This is a genomic window from Streptomyces sp. NRRL F-6676 (assembly GCF_000725625.1).
Lineage (GTDB): Bacteria > Actinomycetota > Actinomycetes > Streptomycetales > Streptomycetaceae > Streptomyces.
In genome coordinates this window covers 46,424-62,412 of record NZ_JOHS01000007.1, presented here as the reverse complement: position 1 = coordinate 62,412, position 15,989 = coordinate 46,424, and the positions used below count along the sequence as shown (strand labels likewise).

The 15,989-nt window shown below is 71.7% G+C and carries 14 protein-coding genes and 1 pseudogene; 10 read left to right on the top strand and 5 right to left on the bottom strand.

Translation table 11 applies throughout. The features are described from left to right. Positions 1-24: 24 nt before the first annotated feature. The 6 genes from IO29_RS05630 (at position 25) to IO29_RS05605 (ending at position 9,002) form a co-directional block, all read left to right on the top strand. Positions 25-3,711, top strand: a complete 3,687-nt coding sequence (locus tag IO29_RS05630) for a discoidin domain-containing protein (RefSeq protein WP_033224624.1) — start codon at positions 25-27, stop codon at positions 3,709-3,711. 333 nt (positions 3,712-4,044) lie between these two features. Beyond that, positions 4,045-4,626: a hypothetical protein gene (locus tag IO29_RS05625; protein ID WP_051707325.1), complete on the top strand. Its 582-nt coding sequence runs from the start codon at positions 4,045-4,047 to the stop codon at positions 4,624-4,626. 1 nt (position 4,627) lies between these two features. Next, entirely contained in the window at positions 4,628-6,199 is a 1,572-nt protein-coding gene (locus IO29_RS05620) for a molybdopterin-dependent oxidoreductase (protein ID WP_030377716.1), read from the top strand. A 105-nt stretch (positions 6,200-6,304) separates the two neighbouring features. Further along, positions 6,305-6,847, top strand: a complete 543-nt coding sequence (locus IO29_RS05615; protein ID WP_033224626.1) for a COG4315 family predicted lipoprotein — start codon at positions 6,305-6,307, stop codon at positions 6,845-6,847. 306 nt (positions 6,848-7,153) lie between these two features. After that, complete coding sequence (locus tag IO29_RS05610; RefSeq protein ID WP_030377718.1) at positions 7,154-8,011, top strand: aldo/keto reductase; 858 nt, start codon at positions 7,154-7,156, stop codon at positions 8,009-8,011. A 58-nt stretch (positions 8,012-8,069) separates the two neighbouring features. After that, positions 8,070-9,002, top strand: a complete 933-nt coding sequence (locus tag IO29_RS05605) for an aldo/keto reductase (protein WP_030377719.1) — start codon at positions 8,070-8,072, stop codon at positions 9,000-9,002. A 122-nt stretch (positions 9,003-9,124) separates the two neighbouring features. On the opposite strand, the gene IO29_RS05600 is transcribed toward IO29_RS05605, so the two are convergent. Then, positions 9,125-9,853, bottom strand: a complete 729-nt coding sequence (locus IO29_RS05600) for an SDR family oxidoreductase (RefSeq protein ID WP_030377720.1) — start codon at positions 9,851-9,853, stop codon at positions 9,125-9,127. A 75-nt stretch (positions 9,854-9,928) separates the two neighbouring features. On the opposite strand from IO29_RS05600, the gene IO29_RS05595 reads away from it, so the two are divergent. Next, on the top strand, positions 9,929-10,306 hold the full coding sequence (locus tag IO29_RS05595; RefSeq protein ID WP_030377721.1) for a MerR family DNA-binding transcriptional regulator: 378 nt from the start codon (positions 9,929-9,931) through the stop codon (positions 10,304-10,306). 24 nt (positions 10,307-10,330) lie between these two features. Here IO29_RS05595 and IO29_RS05590 read toward each other — a convergent pair whose 3' ends face one another. Then, a complete protein-coding gene (locus IO29_RS05590; RefSeq protein ID WP_030377722.1) occupies positions 10,331-10,792 on the bottom strand; it encodes a nuclear transport factor 2 family protein in 462 nt (153 codons plus the stop codon). An 87-nt stretch (positions 10,793-10,879) separates the two neighbouring features. Here IO29_RS05590 and IO29_RS05585 point away from each other — a divergent pair, with 87 nt between their 5' ends. The 3 genes from IO29_RS05585 to IO29_RS05575 all read left to right on the top strand — a co-directional run bounded on the left by IO29_RS05585 (position 10,880) and on the right by IO29_RS05575 (position 13,260). Continuing rightward, positions 10,880-11,440 (top strand): TetR/AcrR family transcriptional regulator, encoded by a 561-nt coding sequence (locus tag IO29_RS05585; protein ID WP_030377723.1) that lies wholly within the window; start codon positions 10,880-10,882, stop codon positions 11,438-11,440. Positions 11,441-11,559: 119 nt separating this feature from the next. Then, the gene (locus IO29_RS05580) at positions 11,560-12,393 is read left to right on the top strand and encodes a helix-turn-helix transcriptional regulator (protein ID WP_030377724.1); all 834 of its coding nucleotides are present in this window, start codon (positions 11,560-11,562) and stop codon (positions 12,391-12,393) included. Positions 12,394-12,567: 174 nt separating this feature from the next. Continuing rightward, positions 12,568-13,260, top strand: coding sequence for an SDR family NAD(P)-dependent oxidoreductase (locus IO29_RS05575; protein ID WP_030377725.1), 693 nt, complete (start codon positions 12,568-12,570; stop codon positions 13,258-13,260). Positions 13,261-13,357: 97 nt separating this feature from the next. On the opposite strand, the gene IO29_RS05570 is transcribed toward IO29_RS05575, so the two are convergent. The 3 genes and pseudogenes from IO29_RS05570 to IO29_RS40335 form a co-directional block, all read right to left on the bottom strand. Continuing rightward, on the bottom strand, positions 13,358-14,551 hold the full coding sequence (locus tag IO29_RS05570) for an alpha/beta hydrolase (RefSeq protein WP_051707327.1): 1,194 nt from the start codon (positions 14,549-14,551) through the stop codon (positions 13,358-13,360). 122 nt (positions 14,552-14,673) lie between these two features. Further along, the gene (locus IO29_RS05565; protein ID WP_078618082.1) at positions 14,674-15,744 is read right to left on the bottom strand and encodes an AraC family transcriptional regulator ligand-binding domain-containing protein; all 1,071 of its coding nucleotides are present in this window, start codon (positions 15,742-15,744) and stop codon (positions 14,674-14,676) included. Between the two features lie 104 nt (positions 15,745-15,848). After that, positions 15,849-15,986: pseudogene (locus IO29_RS40335) on the bottom strand (sodium-independent anion transporter); the annotation flags it as partial. Positions 15,987-15,989 lie beyond the last annotated feature (3 nt).

Here is a 15,989-nt window from a genome sequence, read left to right as displayed (position 1 = left end):
GCGAACCACATCAAGGAGTAGCCCATGCGCGACGACCACACAGGCGCCGCCGCCTCCGACACGCACCAGTCGCGCCGGACGTTCCTCACCGCATCGGCCACCGTGCTCGCGAGCGTGAGCCTCGTCGGCGCGCTGCCCGACCGGGCCGCCGCCGCGCCCGCGGCCGCGGCCCCCGCGACGGAGGGCAAGGCGGCCGGTGCCGACCTCGCACTCTACCGCCCCGTCGAGGTCTCCTCGACCGCGTACGCGCCCACACCCGCCGGCTTCGTCACCGACCGCCTGGGGCGGGCCGGTGTCACCGGCAGCGGGTGGCGGGCCGCCGGCACCGACGACCCCCAGTGGGTCGCCGTCGACCTGGAAGGCGACTGCCGTGTCACCTCCGTGGTTCTCGTCTTCGAGGCCACCGAGGGCGACACCGTGTACGCGCCGCACAGCGGCGACAATCCCCGCGCGGGCACCACCGGCTGGGAGGTGCTGTCCAGCTACGCCACGCACTTCCGCATCGAGGCCTCCCGGGACGGCAAGGCCTGGCAGAAGGTGTACGAAGGCTCCACCGACAAGGGCGGCACGGTCGAGATCACCCTTGACGAGCCGGTGACCGCCCGCTGGATCCGTATGGTCGGCACCGGACTGTCCAACGACAACCCGCTCGGCCTCAACGGCCTCCAGGTGTACGGCACCGCTCCGGGCAGACGGCCGAAGGCGACGGGCTGGACCGAGTGGACCAGCGGCGCCCGCCCGGCCCCGGCGCTGAAGGTCGCGGCGGACGGCACGGTGCCGCTGGAGTCGGGGTGGAACGTCACGCTGGAGGAGTTCGCCGGCACCGACGACGGGGCCCGGCTGTCCGCGTCCGGCATCGACACCTCCCGCTGGCTGCGCGCCCAGGTGCCGGGCACGATCCTCGCCTCCCTCGTCGCCGAGGGACACCTGCCCGACCCGGTGAAGGGCATGAACAACCTGCACATCCCCGAGGCGCTCGGCAAGGCGTCCTGGTGGTACCGGCGCTCCTTCTCCGTCCCGCACGGGCTCACCTCCCACGGCCGGCACCGCGTCTGGCTCGAACTGGACGGCATCAATCACAAGGCGGAGATCTGGCTCGACGGCACCAAGGTGGGCGAGCTGGACCATCCCACCGCCCGCGGCGCGTTCGACGTGACCGACAAGCTCTCCGCCAGGGGCGAGCACGTCCTGGCCGTGCGCATCGACCCGATGCCCTATCCCGGCAGCCCGGGCGACCGGGGCTCCAACGGCGTGTCCTACGCCGACGCCGGCTCGGACACGATGATGCGCAACGGCCCGACCTACCTGGCGGTGACCGGCTGGGACTGGATGCCTGCCGTGCGCGACCGGGTGATGGGCATCTGGAACCACGTCCGGCTGCGCGCGACCGGCGACGCCGTCGTCGCCGACCCGGCCGTGAACACGGTGCTGCCCGGCCTGCCGGACCGCTCCCGGGCCGAGGTCACCCTCACCGTGCCCGTGCGCAACGCGGCCGCGTCGGCCCGGACCGTGACGGTCAAGGCCCGGCTCGGTGGCGTGCGGGTCAGCAAGGACGTGCGGGTCGACGGCGGCGCGAGCACCGACGTGGTCTTCGCGCCGAAGGACTTCCCCGCCCTGCGGCTGAAGAACCCCGAGCTGTGGTGGCCCAACGGCTACGGCGATCCCACCCTGCACGACCTGGAGGTCACCGCCTCGGTCGGCCGGACGGAGAGCGACGGGCGCACCGTCCGGGTCGGCCTGCGCCAGTACGACTACTTCTCCGAGAACCCGGTCGCCTTCGAGCCCGGCTCCAACCGCTTCGAGCAGAAGGTGGACATCGGCCGGCAGCACGCCCGCTGGGTCCGGATCCTCGCCGGCCGCCGGGCCACCGGCTATGGCGCCTCCCTGTGGCAGCTGTCCGTCCTCGACAGTGACAAGCCGGACACCGACCTCGCGCTGCACGCTCCCGCGTCGGCCTCCTCCACCGACAACGCGGCCAATACCGCCGCGGCGGCCGTCGACGGCGATCCGAACACCCGCTGGTCCTCGAACTACTCCGACAACCAGTGGATCCGCGTCGACCTCGGCGAGGCCAAGGACTTCGACCGGATCACCCTGGTGTGGGAGACGGCGTACGCGCTGACCTTCACCGTTCAGGTCTCCGACGACGGGGAGAAGTGGACGGACGCGAAGGCGGTGGACAACCAGCCGGTCCAGCTCCAGATCAGCGTCAACGGCGTGAAGGTGATGTGCCGGGGCGGCAACTGGGGCTGGGACGAACTCCTGCGCCGCATGGGCGACGGACGCATGGAGGCCGTCGTCGGGATGCACCGCGACATGAACTTCACGATGATCCGCAACTGGATCGGCAGCAGCAACCGCGAGGAGTTCTACGCCCGCTGCGACGAGAACGGGCTGCTGGTGTGGAACGACTTCTGGAACGCCTGGTTCCTGGACCCGCCGAACCACGCCCTCTACCTCGACCAGGTGCGCGACACCATCCGCCGCTACCGCTCGCACCCGTCCATCGTCGTGTGGTGCGGAGCCAACGAGGGCACCCCGTCGGGCGAGATCGACCAGGGCTCCCGGACCGCCGTGGCCGAGGAGCACCCCGGCGTGACCTACCTCAGCAACTCGGCGGCCGGCATCGCCAGCGGCAGCGGTCCCTACGCCTGGGTCGACCCCAAGCGGTACTTCTCTCCCGACCTCTACGCGCACGGAACCTTCGGTTTCCACACCGAGATCGGCATCCCGACGGTCTCCGTCGCCGAGAGCATGCGCCATCTCGTCGACGGTGAGAAGGAGTGGCCCATCGGCCTGGTGTGGAACCACCACGACTGGCTGGAGCGCGGCGGCCAGAATCCGCAGAGCTACAAGGCGGCCATCGACGAGCGCCTGGGTGCGTCCTCCTCCCTGGAGGAGTTCTGCGCCAAGGCGCAATTCGTCAACTACGAGTCCATGCGGGCCATCTTCGAGGCATGGAACGCCAACCTGTGGAAGGACGCGAGCGGACTGCTGCTGTGGATGTCCAACCCGGCCTGGCACAGCACCGTGTGGCAGACCTACGACTACGACCTGGACGTCAACGGCAGTTACTACGGATCGCGTTCGGGCTGCGAGGCGCATCACGTGCAGGCCGACCCGCGGGACTGGAAGGTCATCGCGGTCAACCACACGCCCGAGACGCTGCGCCACGCGGTGGTCGAGGCCGAGCTCCTGGACCTGTCCGGGAAGCGGCTGGCCGCCCCCCAGCGGCAGACGGTCGACCTTCCCGCCTCCTCGACGGCACCGGCCTTCACGGTGACCGAACCCGACGGCGACCACCCCCTGCACCTGCTGCGGCTGCGCCTGACCCGCGCCGACGGCCGGACGCTGTCGGAGAACACGTACTGGCGCTACGACCAGCCCAAGGACATGCAGGCGCTCAACGGCCTGTCCGGGGCCAGGCTCGAGGTGTCGCGGGGCCGGACCACGCGGCACGCCGGGCACGCCTCCGTCACCGTGACGGTACGCAACAAGGGCCGTGCCGTGGCGCCGATGGTCCGGCTGTCGCTGCGCGACCGCCACACGGGCCACCGGGTGCTGCCCGCGCGCTACTCCGACAACTACGTGTGGCTGCTGCCCGGTGAGGAGCGCGAGGTGGTGATCTCCTGTCCGCTCGACGCCCGGCACACGGGCGACCTGGCGGTGACGGCACAGGGGTACGGCACGTCACTGGTGTCGAGCCACTGACGAGAGGCACCAGCCCGCCGGCCGCCGGGAAACCCCGGCGGCCGGTGGCCGACGTCGACGGCGGCCGTCCGGAGCGGCGCGGTCACCCGGGCGGCGCGGGCGCCGCAGGGCTGCTCGACGACAGGACAGGACAGGACAGGGCAGGGCAGGGGAGGGGAGAACGTTCGGTCTTGACAGGTGAGGGGTGATCCGTGATGCTGAGTCAAGACAGAACGTTCAGTATCGCTACGGGCGGCGCGGCTCCACGTACGCGCCTTCCCGCAGCGGGAGTCGACGGCGCCGCCGTCGGCCGAGCGTCCTGTCCTCCCTCCGTCACAGCCCGAAAGGATCATCGTGACCCCCTTGGACGTGCCGGCCGCCGGCTCCGCCGCGGCCGTCGGCAGCTTCGCGCCGGCCCTGCGCCGGCTCTACCTCGTGCGGTTCGGCTTCGCCGTCGTCTGGGCGGCCCTGCTGTTCGCCGACCAGTCGCACCTCGGCGCCCTCGGCATCACCCTGCTCGTTCTCTACCCCCTGTTCGACGTCGCCGCGGCGATCGTCGACGCCCGCTCGTCCGGCGCCACCGGAACGCTCCGCGGCTTGCAGACGAACATCGCGATCAGCACCGTCGCCGCGGCCGGCCTCGCCGTCGCCGGTGCCTCGGGGGTGCCCGCGGTCCTGCGCGTCTGGGGCGCCTGGGCCGTCGTCTCCGGAGCCGTCCAGCTGTTCGTCGGTCTCGGCCGCCGCAAGCGCCGGATGAGCGGCCAGTGGCCGATGATGCTCAGCGGCGGCATCTCCGTGCTGGCCGGGACACAGTTCTTCCTGGGCGCCTCCGCCTCGGATCCGGAGCTGACCAACCTGGCTGGCTACGCCGTCCTCGGCGGCATCTTCTTCCTCGTCTCGGCGCTGCGCCTCGGCCGCGTCCGCCAGGCGGACTGACATGGGCGGCGCATCGCCCGACCTCCGGGCCGGGACGCGCCCGGCCGGCCGCATCGGGCGGATCGCGCGAGGCGCGCTGGTCGGTCTCCTGGCCGGCGGCGCCGGCCTGGCGATCGGTGAACTGGTCGCGGTGGCCACGGGAGAGGCGTCCGCGCCGGTGACGGCGGCCGGGAACTGGGCCATCAGCATCACGCCCACCTGGCTCGAGCAGGTCGCGATCCGCACCTTCGGCAGCAACGACAAGACGGTGCTGCTGACCGGCGTCTACACGACGATCGGCATGGGGGCGGCCGCCATCGGCGTGCTCGCCCGCGCCCGGCCGGCTCTCGCGAGCCTGCTGACCGCCGCGTTCGGCGTCGTCGGCGCGATCGCCGCCGTCACCCGGCCGACGGCGGGCACCGACTGGCTGTTCCCCTCACTGTCCGCCGGAATCGCCGCGGCGCTGGTGCTGTGGCGGCTGACCGTCCTGTCGCTCAAGGAGTCGCAGCCGTCCGCGGAGTCGGGCGAGAGGCGCCGCTTCGTGATCGGCGCACTCGGTACGACGGCGGGCGCGCTGGTGGCCGGATACGGCGGCGAGAAGTGGATCGCGCGGCGTTACGACGTCGCGAAGGCGCGCGCGAAGGTGGTACTGCCCACGCCGGCCACCGCGCTGCCCGAACCGCCCGCCTCGGCACACGCGAAGGTCCGCGGCCTCGGTCCGTTCTTCACCCCGACCTCGGAGTTCTACCGGGTGGACACGGCACTCGTCGTCCCGCGTGTGGACCCGGGGGACTGGAAGCTGAAGATCCACGGCATGGTGGACCGCCCGTTCGAGATCACCTTCGACGAACTGCTCTCCTACCGGTTCGAAGAACACGACATGACCCTGACCTGCGTGTCGAACCCGGTCGGCGGACCGTACGTCGGCAACGCGCGCTGGCTCGGCACGCCCCTGGCACCCCTGCTGCGCCGTGCCGGTGTCCACCGCGGGGCGGACATGATCCTGTCCACCTCCGCCGACGGGATGACGATCGGCTCGCCGGTCGAAGCGGTGCTCGACGGCCGGCAGGCGATGCTGGCGATCGCGATGAACGGCGAGGCGCTGCCGACCCGGCACGGCTTCCCGTGCCGGATGCTGATCCCCGGTCTGTACGGATACGTGTCGGCCACCAAGTGGCTGACCGATCTGAACCTCACCACCTTCGCCGCCTCCGACGCGTACTGGACACCGCGCGGCTACTCGCCGCAGGCCCCGGTCAAGACCGCGTCCCGGATCGACGTGCCGCGGAGCGAGGCGACGGTCCCGGCCGGGACCGTGACGCTCGCCGGCACGGCCTGGGCCACCCACCGCGGCGTCGCCGCCGTGGAGGTGCAGATCGACGACGGACCCTGGCGAGAGGCGACGCTGACGGCGGCGGACACCCCGGACACCTGGCGGCAGTGGTCGTACGAGTGGACGAACGCGCCGAAGGGCTCGCACAAGGTCAGGGTGCGCGCGACCGACGCCACTGGCGCCGTGCAGACCTCCGCCGTCCAGGGCGTGGTGCCGAACGGCGCCACCGGCCACCACACCCTCACCGTCAAGGTCTCCTGACGGCAGCGACCGGCGGCGTGCCTCCGCATCCGCGAGCCGGTCCACCTCACCACCACACCTCGCACCACGGCACATGCCGCGTTGCACTCATACACAAGGACGGTCATGCTCCGTACGACTTCACTGCGCACGCTCGGCCTCGGCCTCTCCCTCGCCGCCCTGGCGACATTCGCGGCAGCATGCGGTGACTCCTCCGACGACTCGTCGTCCACCGGTTCGAAGACGGCGTCCACGGCGCCGGACTCGGCGGACGCGGACGCGGGCGCGAAGTCGGACCCGGGAGCCAAGCTGGTCCTGAAGACCGCGAAGGGCAGCGCCGGCATCTGGCTCACCGACACGGCCGGGCGCACGCTGTACCTGAACACCGACGACAAGAAGACGGCGTCCCACTGCTACGACGCGTGCGCCAAGAAGTGGCCGCCGCTCACGACGACCAAGCCGGTGACCGTGACCGGCAAGTACACCGTGCCGGGCAACCTGGGCACCATCGAGCGGACCGACGGCACGAAGCAGGTCACCTACGGAGGCCATCCGCTGTACTACTACACGGGCGACACCGAGCCCCACCAGATCAAGGGTCAGGGCGTCGACAACAAGTGGTTCCTCATCGGACCGATCGCCAACATCATGAACGGCTCCAAGCCGTAACAACCGCCCGTGTGCGCAGGGACGTTCCTCCGGGCCCGCTGGTGAACCCCATCAGCGGGCCCATGGCGCGGACGGTGGGGTGCTCACCCCTGTTCCGCCTGAGGAGTGAGGTGTGCCGGGCGCGGACGGGCCGGTGGGCCGCCCGGCGGGCTCCTTTCACATCTCGAATTTCTGAATGCCAGCACCAGTAGCTGTTGGATTTCTGGATCAGTGATTTCTAGAGTGAGCGGGCGACGTCGCACGGCACCGTCTCCGCGCGAAGACGTCCAGGAGAACACGCACAGGGATGTCCAGGAGGAGAAGACCATGCGACAGCGCACCATCGGTGAGCGGACCGTCTCCGCGATCGGCCTCGGCGGGATGCCGATGTCGATCGAGGGCCGCCCGGACGCACAGCGTTCGGTCGCCACGATCCACGCCGCGCTCGACGCCGGCGTCACCCTGATCGACACGGCCGACGCCTACCACCGCGACGCGCACGAGGTCGGCCACAACGAGGAGCTCATCGCCCGGGCGCTGCGCGAGTACGGCGCGGGCGCCGCCGACGTGCTCGTGGCGACGAAGGGCGGGCACCTGCGTCCCGGCGACGGTTCGTGGACGCGCAACGGGGACCCGCAGTACCTCAAGCGCGCGGCGAAGGAGTCCGCCCGCCGGCTCGGCGTCGACGCGATCGGCCTCTACCAGTTCCACCGTCCCGACCCCGCCGTGCCCTACGCCGACTCCGTCGGTGCGCTCCGCGAGCTGCTGGAGGAGGGCGTGATCCTTATGGCCGGCATCTCCAACGCCGACGTCGCCCAGATCGACGTGGCCCGCGAGGTGCTCGGCGGCCGGCTCGTGTCGGTGCAGAACCAGTTCTCGCCCGCGTTCCGCTCCAGCATGCAGGAGCTCGAGCACTGCGCCGACCTCGGTATCGCGTTCCTGCCGTGGAGCCCGCTGGGCGGCATCGGCAACGCGAAGGACCTCGCGGAGCGCCACGGAGCGTTCCAGCAGGTCGCCGACGAGACCGGCGCGAGCGTCCACCGGGTCGCCCTCGCGTGGGAGCTCGCGCTCGCACCCGTCGTCATCCCGATCCCCGGTGCCTCGCGCCCCGAGAGCATCCGTGACTCCGCCGCCGCGGCCGACCTCCAGCTCACGGCCGACCAGATCGCACGCCTGTCCGCCTGACGCGTCCACGCCGCACACCTCCAGGCCACACACCTCCAGGCCCTACCGAAAGAGCCATATGAAGACCTTCACCCTGCCCGGCACCGACATGGTGGTCCCGAACGTCGTCCTCGGTCTGATGCGCATCCAGGAGATGAGCGACGAGGCGGTGCGCACGCTCGTGCACACCGCGCGCGACGCCGGCATCACCTTCCTCGACCACGCGGACGTGTACGGCTCGGACACGCACGGCTGCGAGCGCCGGTTCGCGGAAGCGCTGGGGCTCAGCTCCTCGGAGCGTGAGCAGTTCGTCATCCAGTCCAAGGCCGGCATCGTGCGGGACGGCCCGTACTTCGACTTCTCCCACGAGCACATCGTGCGGTCGGTGAACGGCTCGCTCGAAGCCCTCGGCACCGACTACCTCGACATCCTGCTGCTGCACCGCCCCGACGCGCTCGTCGAGCCGGAGGAGGTGGCCCGGGCCTTCGACGAGCTGTCGGCGGCGGGCAAGGTGCGTGCCTTCGGTGTCTCCAACCAGACGCCCCGGCAGCTCGACCTGCTGCGCAAGTACGTCAGGCAGCCGATCGTCGCCAACCAGTTGCAGCTGTCGATCACCCACGCGCCGATGATCGCGCAGGGCGTCGCCGCGAACATGCAGGGCCTGGACCAGTCCATCGTGCGTGACGACGGAATCGTCGACTACTGCCGCCTGCACGACATCACCATCCAGGCATGGTCGCCCTTCCAGGCCGGGTTCTTCGACGGCCCGTTCATCGGCTCCGAGCGCCACCCCGAGCTGAACGCGGTGATCGACCGGCTGAGCGCGAAGTACGGTGTGCCGGCCGAGGCGATCGCGGTCGCCTGGATCACGCGCCACCCCGCGCGGATGCAGGTGGTGCTGGGCACCACCACACCGGAGCGGGTCCAGGCCGCCGCGCTCGGCTCGGACCTCCCGCTCACCCGCTCCGAGTGGTACGAACTGTTCCGCGCCGCCGGCTACACGGTGCCGTAACCGTCGTCCACTCCCGGGACGGTCCGCGCGGCCGATGGCTGCCGGATGCCGCCCCCGGCCCGTGGTCCGGGCCGGGGGCGGGTGCGCGGTGCCGTGCCACCGGGGCCGGGGCGTTCGTCCCCTCAGGCCGCCATCAGCGCCGCCAGGGCTCGGTCCATGGCGGCGTTCAGCTCTTCCGGAGCCAGGGGCAGCCGCGACTTGACGTCCCGGCTCCACTGGTCGGCGAGGACCTCGGCCGAGCCCGCCTCGACACCGTCGAGCGCCGCGTCGGCCAGGTCCGACGGGGCGATCTTGGCCACCGGCCAGCCCGCGGCCATGTCGGTGTCGGCCAGTCCGAGGTGCACCGCCGTGACGAGCGTGCCCTGTTCGGCCAGCTCCAGGCGGACGCCGTTGGTCATGGCCCAGGCGGCGGCCTTGGACAGGTGATAGGCAGTGGCACCCCTGCCCCCGAACCACGACATGGCGGAGAGGACGTTGACGATCGCGCCCCCGCCGTTCCCGGCGAGCGCCGGCGCGAACGCCCGGACCATCTCCAGCTGGCCGAACATGTTGGTCTCCAGCTCGTGCCGCACCGCGTCCGGCGGACCGGTCACCAGGTCGGCACCCGTACTGATCCCCGCGTTGTTGATCAGCAGTGAGACGTCGGGGGCGGCCTCGGCGGCCGCCTTCACGGATGCGGGGTCGGTGACGTCGAGGGGCAGTACCTCGACCCCGGGCAGGTCCACGGTCTCCGGCCGGCGGGCCGTCGCGTAGACCTTGCGGGCGCCCCGTTCGAGCAGACGCTGGGAAAAGGCGCGGCCCAGGCCGCGGTTGGCACCGGTGACAAGGGCGACGGAGTTGTTGATGTCCATGTCCGGTACGCTAAAAGCTGACGCTAACGTCAGAGGCAAGTGCCGACCGCCAGACCCAGGGTGAGAGGAATCACCATGTCTGTCACAGTGGACCCGACCGAGCGGCTGATCCGCATCGGCGAGGTGGCACGGGGCGCCGGCGTCTCGGTGCGCGCCGTGCGCTACTACGAGCAGCAGGGCCTGCTCACCGCGGAACGCAGCCCGTCGGGCCAGCGCCTGTACCGGCAGGACGCCATCCCCCTGGTCCACTTCTTCCAGCAGATGTACGCCGCCGGCCTGACCAGCCGACGGATCACCGAACTCCTTCCGTGCTGGGACTCCGGACACACCGACGCCGACCAACGAGCCATGCTGCGCGTCGAACGCGAGCGCATCCAGGCCAGGATCGAAGACCTCCAGGCCGCCCGGGACCGCCTCGACGAGGTCATCGCGATCACCGACACGCATCCGTAGCCGGCCCACCGGCCGGCCGGCGGGCTAGCGGAGCGGGGGTTCGATGCCCTGGTCCCCGGCGGGGCGCGGGCCGAGGATGCGCCGGTCGGCCTCGTCGATCCGTACGTCGTTGATGCTCGCCTCCCGTCGCGCCATCAGGCCCTCGGCGTCGAACTCCCACAGCTCGTTGCCGTAGCTGCGCCACCACTGTCCTGCCACGTCGTGCCACTCGTACTGGAACCGGACGGCGATACGGTTCTCGTGGTACGCCCACAGGCTCTTGCGCAGGGCGTAGTCGAGTTCGCGTTCCCACTTGCCGGTCAGGAACCGGACGATCTCCTCGCGGCCGGTCACGAACACCTCGCGGTTGCGCCAGACCGAATCGGGTGTGTAGGCCTGCGCGACGCGCTGCGGATCGCGCGTGTTCCACGCGTCCTCGGCCGCCCGCACCTTCAGCAGCGCGGTCTCCTCGGTGAACGGCGGGAACGGCGGACGGGGCTCGCTCATGTTTCCTCCTCCGGTTGAGAACGTGCGTTCTCGATGTGGTGCGGCTACCGTAGGGAACGAGCGTTCTCAACGTCAAGGAGGCTCCCCATGCCGGCGCCGCTCAGCGAGGAACAGAAGACCCGCGACCGGGACGGCCTGCTGGACGCCGCCGAGGCGCTCTTCTACGAGCGCGGCATCCAGGCGGTCGGCATGGACGCCGTCCGCGCCGCCGCGGGGATACCGCTGAAGCGGATCTACGGACTCTTCGCCACCAAGGAGGAACTCGTCGTCGCGGTGCTGCGGCGACGGGACCGCCGGTGGCGGGCGAGTCTGACCGAGTACGTGGAGCGCCACGAGGACCCGCGCGAGCGGTTGCTGTCGGTGTTCGACTGGCTCGAACGGTGGTTCGCCGAGCCCGGCTTCCGGGGCTGTGCCTGGATCAACGCCTACGGCGAACTCGGCACGGCCTCGCCCGCGGTCCTCGCCGAGGTGCGTGCGCACAAACGGGCCTTCCACGAGCAGATCACCGCATGGGTCGACGCCGCCGCGGACGTGCCGGCGGAGCCCGTGTGCCTGATGGCCGAAGGCGCGATCGTGACCGCCGCCATCACCGGGGACACGAAGGCCGCGCGCCCCGCCCGGGAGGCCGCCAGAACCCTCCTCGGCTGAACGTCCACACCGCCCGGCCGCCGGGCGACCACCGAGGCCGGTGCCCGCACCGCTCGCCGCCGTGCGGCCGCGGAGGCGCGCAGCACCCGGCCGGGGTGGTATGCGGGAGGATGGTGGGCATGGAGCAACTCGGTGCCACGCTGCGGGCGTGGCGGGACCGGCTGGACCCCGCGACGGTGGGGGTCGCACACGGCTCACCCCGCCGGGTCCCCGGTCTGCGACGCGCGGAACTGGCGACGCTGGCCGGCATCTCCGTCGAGTACGTGGTCCGGCTGGAGCAGGGCCGCGTGGCGACACCCTCGGCGCAGATCTGCTCGGCCCTCGCCCGTGCCCTGCACCTGTCCGACGAGGAGCACGCGCACCTCCTCCGCATGGCCGGTCACGCGGCGGATCCGAGCCGGGTCCCGCGCATGATCCCGGGGAGCCTGTACCGGATCGTGGACCAGCTCGCCGGCAACCCGCTGGCGGTCTACGACGCCACCTGGCAGCTGCTGCACTGGAACCCGCTGTTCGCGGCCACGTTCGGCGACCCCACGGTCCGCGGTGCGGGGGACCGCAACGTCCTGGTCTGGCAGTTCCTCGGCGAGCTGCCCCGCGTCCGGCAGACGGCGGCCGAGCGGGCGGCGTTCGAGGAGTCCCTCGTCGCCGACCTGCACGCGACGACGAGCCGGTACCCCGGCGATCCCGATCTCACGGCACTGGTGTCGAGGCTGAACCACAGCCCACGGTTCCGCGAGCTGTGGAACCGCCGGGCGGTGGGCGGCCACCAGAGCGCGCACAAACTCGTCCGGCACCCGGATGTCGGGGACATCGCCCTGAACTCCGACATCCTCAACACCCAGGACACCAACCTCCGGCTCGTGGTGTACACGCCGCAGCCGGGCACCGACGCCGCCGGCAAGCTCGAACTCCTCGCGACCCTGGGGGTCCAGAAGATGTCTCCTCAGCGCTGAGTGCTCCTCGGCGCTGAGCGCCCGTCCGCTGCCGCATCCGGTGGACCGGACCATGCCGCTGGGTGGTACGCGCCGTACCAGCAAGACCCGTAGCTCCCGCCGACGCTCCTCCGCGCCCAGCATGAAGTGCGTGAACAGCGCACGACCGTGCTGTCCGGACCAGGAGGAGCCCGCATGACCACCACCCTCATCACCGGGGCCAACAAGTCCCTCGGTTACGAAACCGCCCGTCGCCTCGTCGAGGCGGGACACACCGTCCTCCTCGGCGCCCGCGACCCCGAGCGCGGCCGGGCCGCCGCCGAGTCGCTCGGCGCCCGGTTCGTGCGGATCGACGTGACCGACGACGCCTCGGTCCGGGCGGCGGCCGAGGACGTCGCCGCGCACGAGGGAACGCTCGACGTCCTGGTCAACAACGCCGGTGTCCTCGGCACGGTCGGCCCCGTCGAGGACTACACCGCCGCCGACATCAGCGCCGTGCTCGACGTCAACGTCGTCGGACTCGTGCGCGTCACCCACGCCTTCCTCCCGCTGCTGCGCACGTCGTCCAACCCCGTCATCGTCAACGTCTCCAGCGGGATGGGCTCCTTCGGCATGACCCAGGACCCGGCGCGGGTCGAGTCGCGGTACGCCCTGCCCCTCTACTCCGCCTCGAAGGCCGCGGTCACGATGCTCACGACGCAGTACGCCAGGGAGTTGAAGGACGTGAAGATCAACGCCGCGGACCCCGGGCAGACCGCGACCGACTTCACCGGCGGCCTCGGACACAGCGTCGCCGAGGGCGCCGAGTCCATCGTGACCCTCGCGACGATCGGTCCGGACGGACCGACGGGACAGTTCATCGACCGCTCCGGCAACCTTCCGTGGTGACGCCGCCCTGCACCCCTCTGCCGTGACGGCCCCGGTCCGCACCTCACCGGTCCGCACCTTGCTGGTCCGTACCGACCGGCGCGGGCCGGCCGGGGGGCTACTGGGCGGCGGGGTGGGCGGTCCGGCCGCCGACCTGGTCCAGCCAGTCGAGGATGACCTGGAGGGCGAGGCCCTGGTTGCCGATCTGGCAGTGGTTGTGGGCGTGTTCCGCTTCGGTGAAGACGCGGGCGCTGAGCGATCGTGCGGCGGGCAGGGTCAGGATCTGGTCGCCGAGCATGTGCAGGGGGACGTAGTGGTCGGCGGCGCCGGCCAGCAGCAGGACGTCCTGGGTGACCAGGTGCGAGACGTCGTCGGTGCGGTAGGCGCGCCAGGCGTTGAACACCTCGGCCGGTGTGCCGGCGCCCATGACGCGCTTGCCCTGTTCGAGGAACCAGTCCGCCAGCAGGTCGGTGCGGCAGGCCTCCTCGACGGCCGCGTCGAATACCGGTGCGGGGAGCTGGTCGAAGTCCGTGGTGATCGCGCCGAGGCCCAGGGCCTCGAAGAGCTTGGCCGAGGCTTCGAGGAGGTCGGGGAGGATGTCCCAGGCGATGACCCGGCTGACGCGGGGCTCGTGCGCGGCGGCCCGCACGACCAGGCAGCCGCCGAGGGAGAAGCCCGCCAGGGTGACGTCGGACAGGCCGAAGTGGTCCAGGACGGCGGCCACCGGCAGGTGCCAGTCCGGGGTCATCGGTGTGCCCGCGTCGAGGACGGTGCCCTGGCCGGGCCCGTCGAAGACGACGGTGTCCAGCCCGGCGTCGCGCAGGGCGAGCGCCGCGGGCAGCCATTCGGCGATGTAGCTGTCGTAGCCGCCGAACACGACGATCGTGCCGCGCGGCCGGGTGGGGGTGAAGCGGTAGGCCGTGAGCTGCGTCGCCTGGTACGGGACCTGGTGACGGTCGGCGGCGGTGACGCCGTTGCCGGCCTCGGCGTTGTCCAGGAACCGCTGCCGGGCCGGGGCGTGCCGGGGGTCGTCCGGGCGGAGGAAGAACTGCGCCGCGCGGGCGTAGTAGGCGGCGGGCAGATGACGGCCGGCGGACAGCGCCGTGTCGCTGAGTGCGAGCATCTCGCGCGTCCAGTCGGCGTAGTCGGCGATGCGGGGCGCCGCCGTCCGCATCTCCTCCAGCATCAGTTCCTCGTTCGCCCAGCCGTGGAACCGGTTGAGCTGGAAGTTGAGCGAGACGTTCGGGTGCAGCGGGTAGTACCCCACCGGGAACCGGCCGGTGATCTCCTGGTCGCCAGTCATCATCTGCATGCCTTTCGTGCGCGGTGATCCCCCTGTGGGTGATCCTCGCGGGCCGGGGCTGCCGGGACGGAGGCTCTGGCACGCCAGGGGGCGGCTCTGCCGCGCCAACTCGTCCCTGGGGGGAACGTCGCTCACGGGACGGGGCTCATGCCCCAGCGGTGGAGTGCGCCGCGCAGGGCACGGGCGTCGGCGAAGCCGAGCCGTGCCGCGACCGCCTTCCGGCTCAGCCCCTCGGCCAGCAGCGCGGCGGCACGGTCGCGGCGCACACGGTCGACGAGGTCCCGCCAGGTGGTGCCCTCCTCCGCCAGACGGCGCTGCAAACTCCGCGGGCTCAGCGCCAGCGCCCTGGCCACGCCCGGCAACGACAGGCCACCGCCGGCCAGCTGGGCGGCGATGACCTGCCGGAGCCTGTCCGCCCAGGGAGAGGGCGGCGCCGGGACGGACCCGGACGCCGCCTGCGCCGCGATCACGTCGGCCGCGTGACGCCGTAGAACCTCCCCCAGCCGGACATCGGCGTCCGGCAGCGGCAGCGACAGGTCGTCGGACGCGAACGTCATGGCGGTGGTCCCGACACCGAAGTCGAGCCGCCGCGCCCCGAAGCGGTCCGCCAACTCCCGATGGCGCGCGGGGGCGTTGGAGGCCAGTCCGACGTGCAGCGGCCGGATCTCCCGTCCGGCCACGTACCGCGCCCGGAACAGCACCGCCGCCAGCGCGTACTGGCTGGCCATGGCATCGACCTCGAGATCACCCGACCGGATCTGATAGGTGACGGTCCCCGGGCCGCCCGCGCCGCCGGTCAGCCGGATCTCGTTGGGGGCGGTGTTCAGGAGGGCCGAGTACCGCTCCGTCCACGCGAACGCCTCTTCGAGCGTGGGCGCGTTCGCGACCAGGTAGTCCATCAGCCTCAGCCGCCCGAAGCGCCACTGACCGGCGGCCTTCACCCCGAGACAGGGATCGTCGGCCGCGACCAGCCGCTGCCGCCACAGCCTGCTGAGGAACTCGGTCGGCACCCGGACGTCCTCACCGTCCGGCACCTGCCTCTCCAACCCCGCCCCGCCCCGGTCGGGACCGGCACCCGCCAGCCCGGCCCGCAGCAACCGGAATGCGGCCACGTGCGCGGTCGGCCCCGGGGGAAGACGAGGCGTCCCGGTGCGCCGAGCGACGGAGGTGTCGGGGCGGGACGTGGCGCGAGCCTCATGCATCACTCCATCGTACGAGCGCAGCCGTGGTGTCCCGGGGCCGCCGACCGGCCGCCGAGTTGTTCGAGGAGACGGAGCGGGCCTGCCAGGCGGTGGGCTGGGGCTGGGTGGACGACCGTGGTGCCGTCGGGGTCCAGGACGCGGTGCACGTGGGCGAGGTGGGCGACGCGCTTGGCGAAGATGACCATGGCGGTGACGGAGCCGACGACGACGCCGATGGCGAGGCTGTCGGTGGCGACCATCACAAA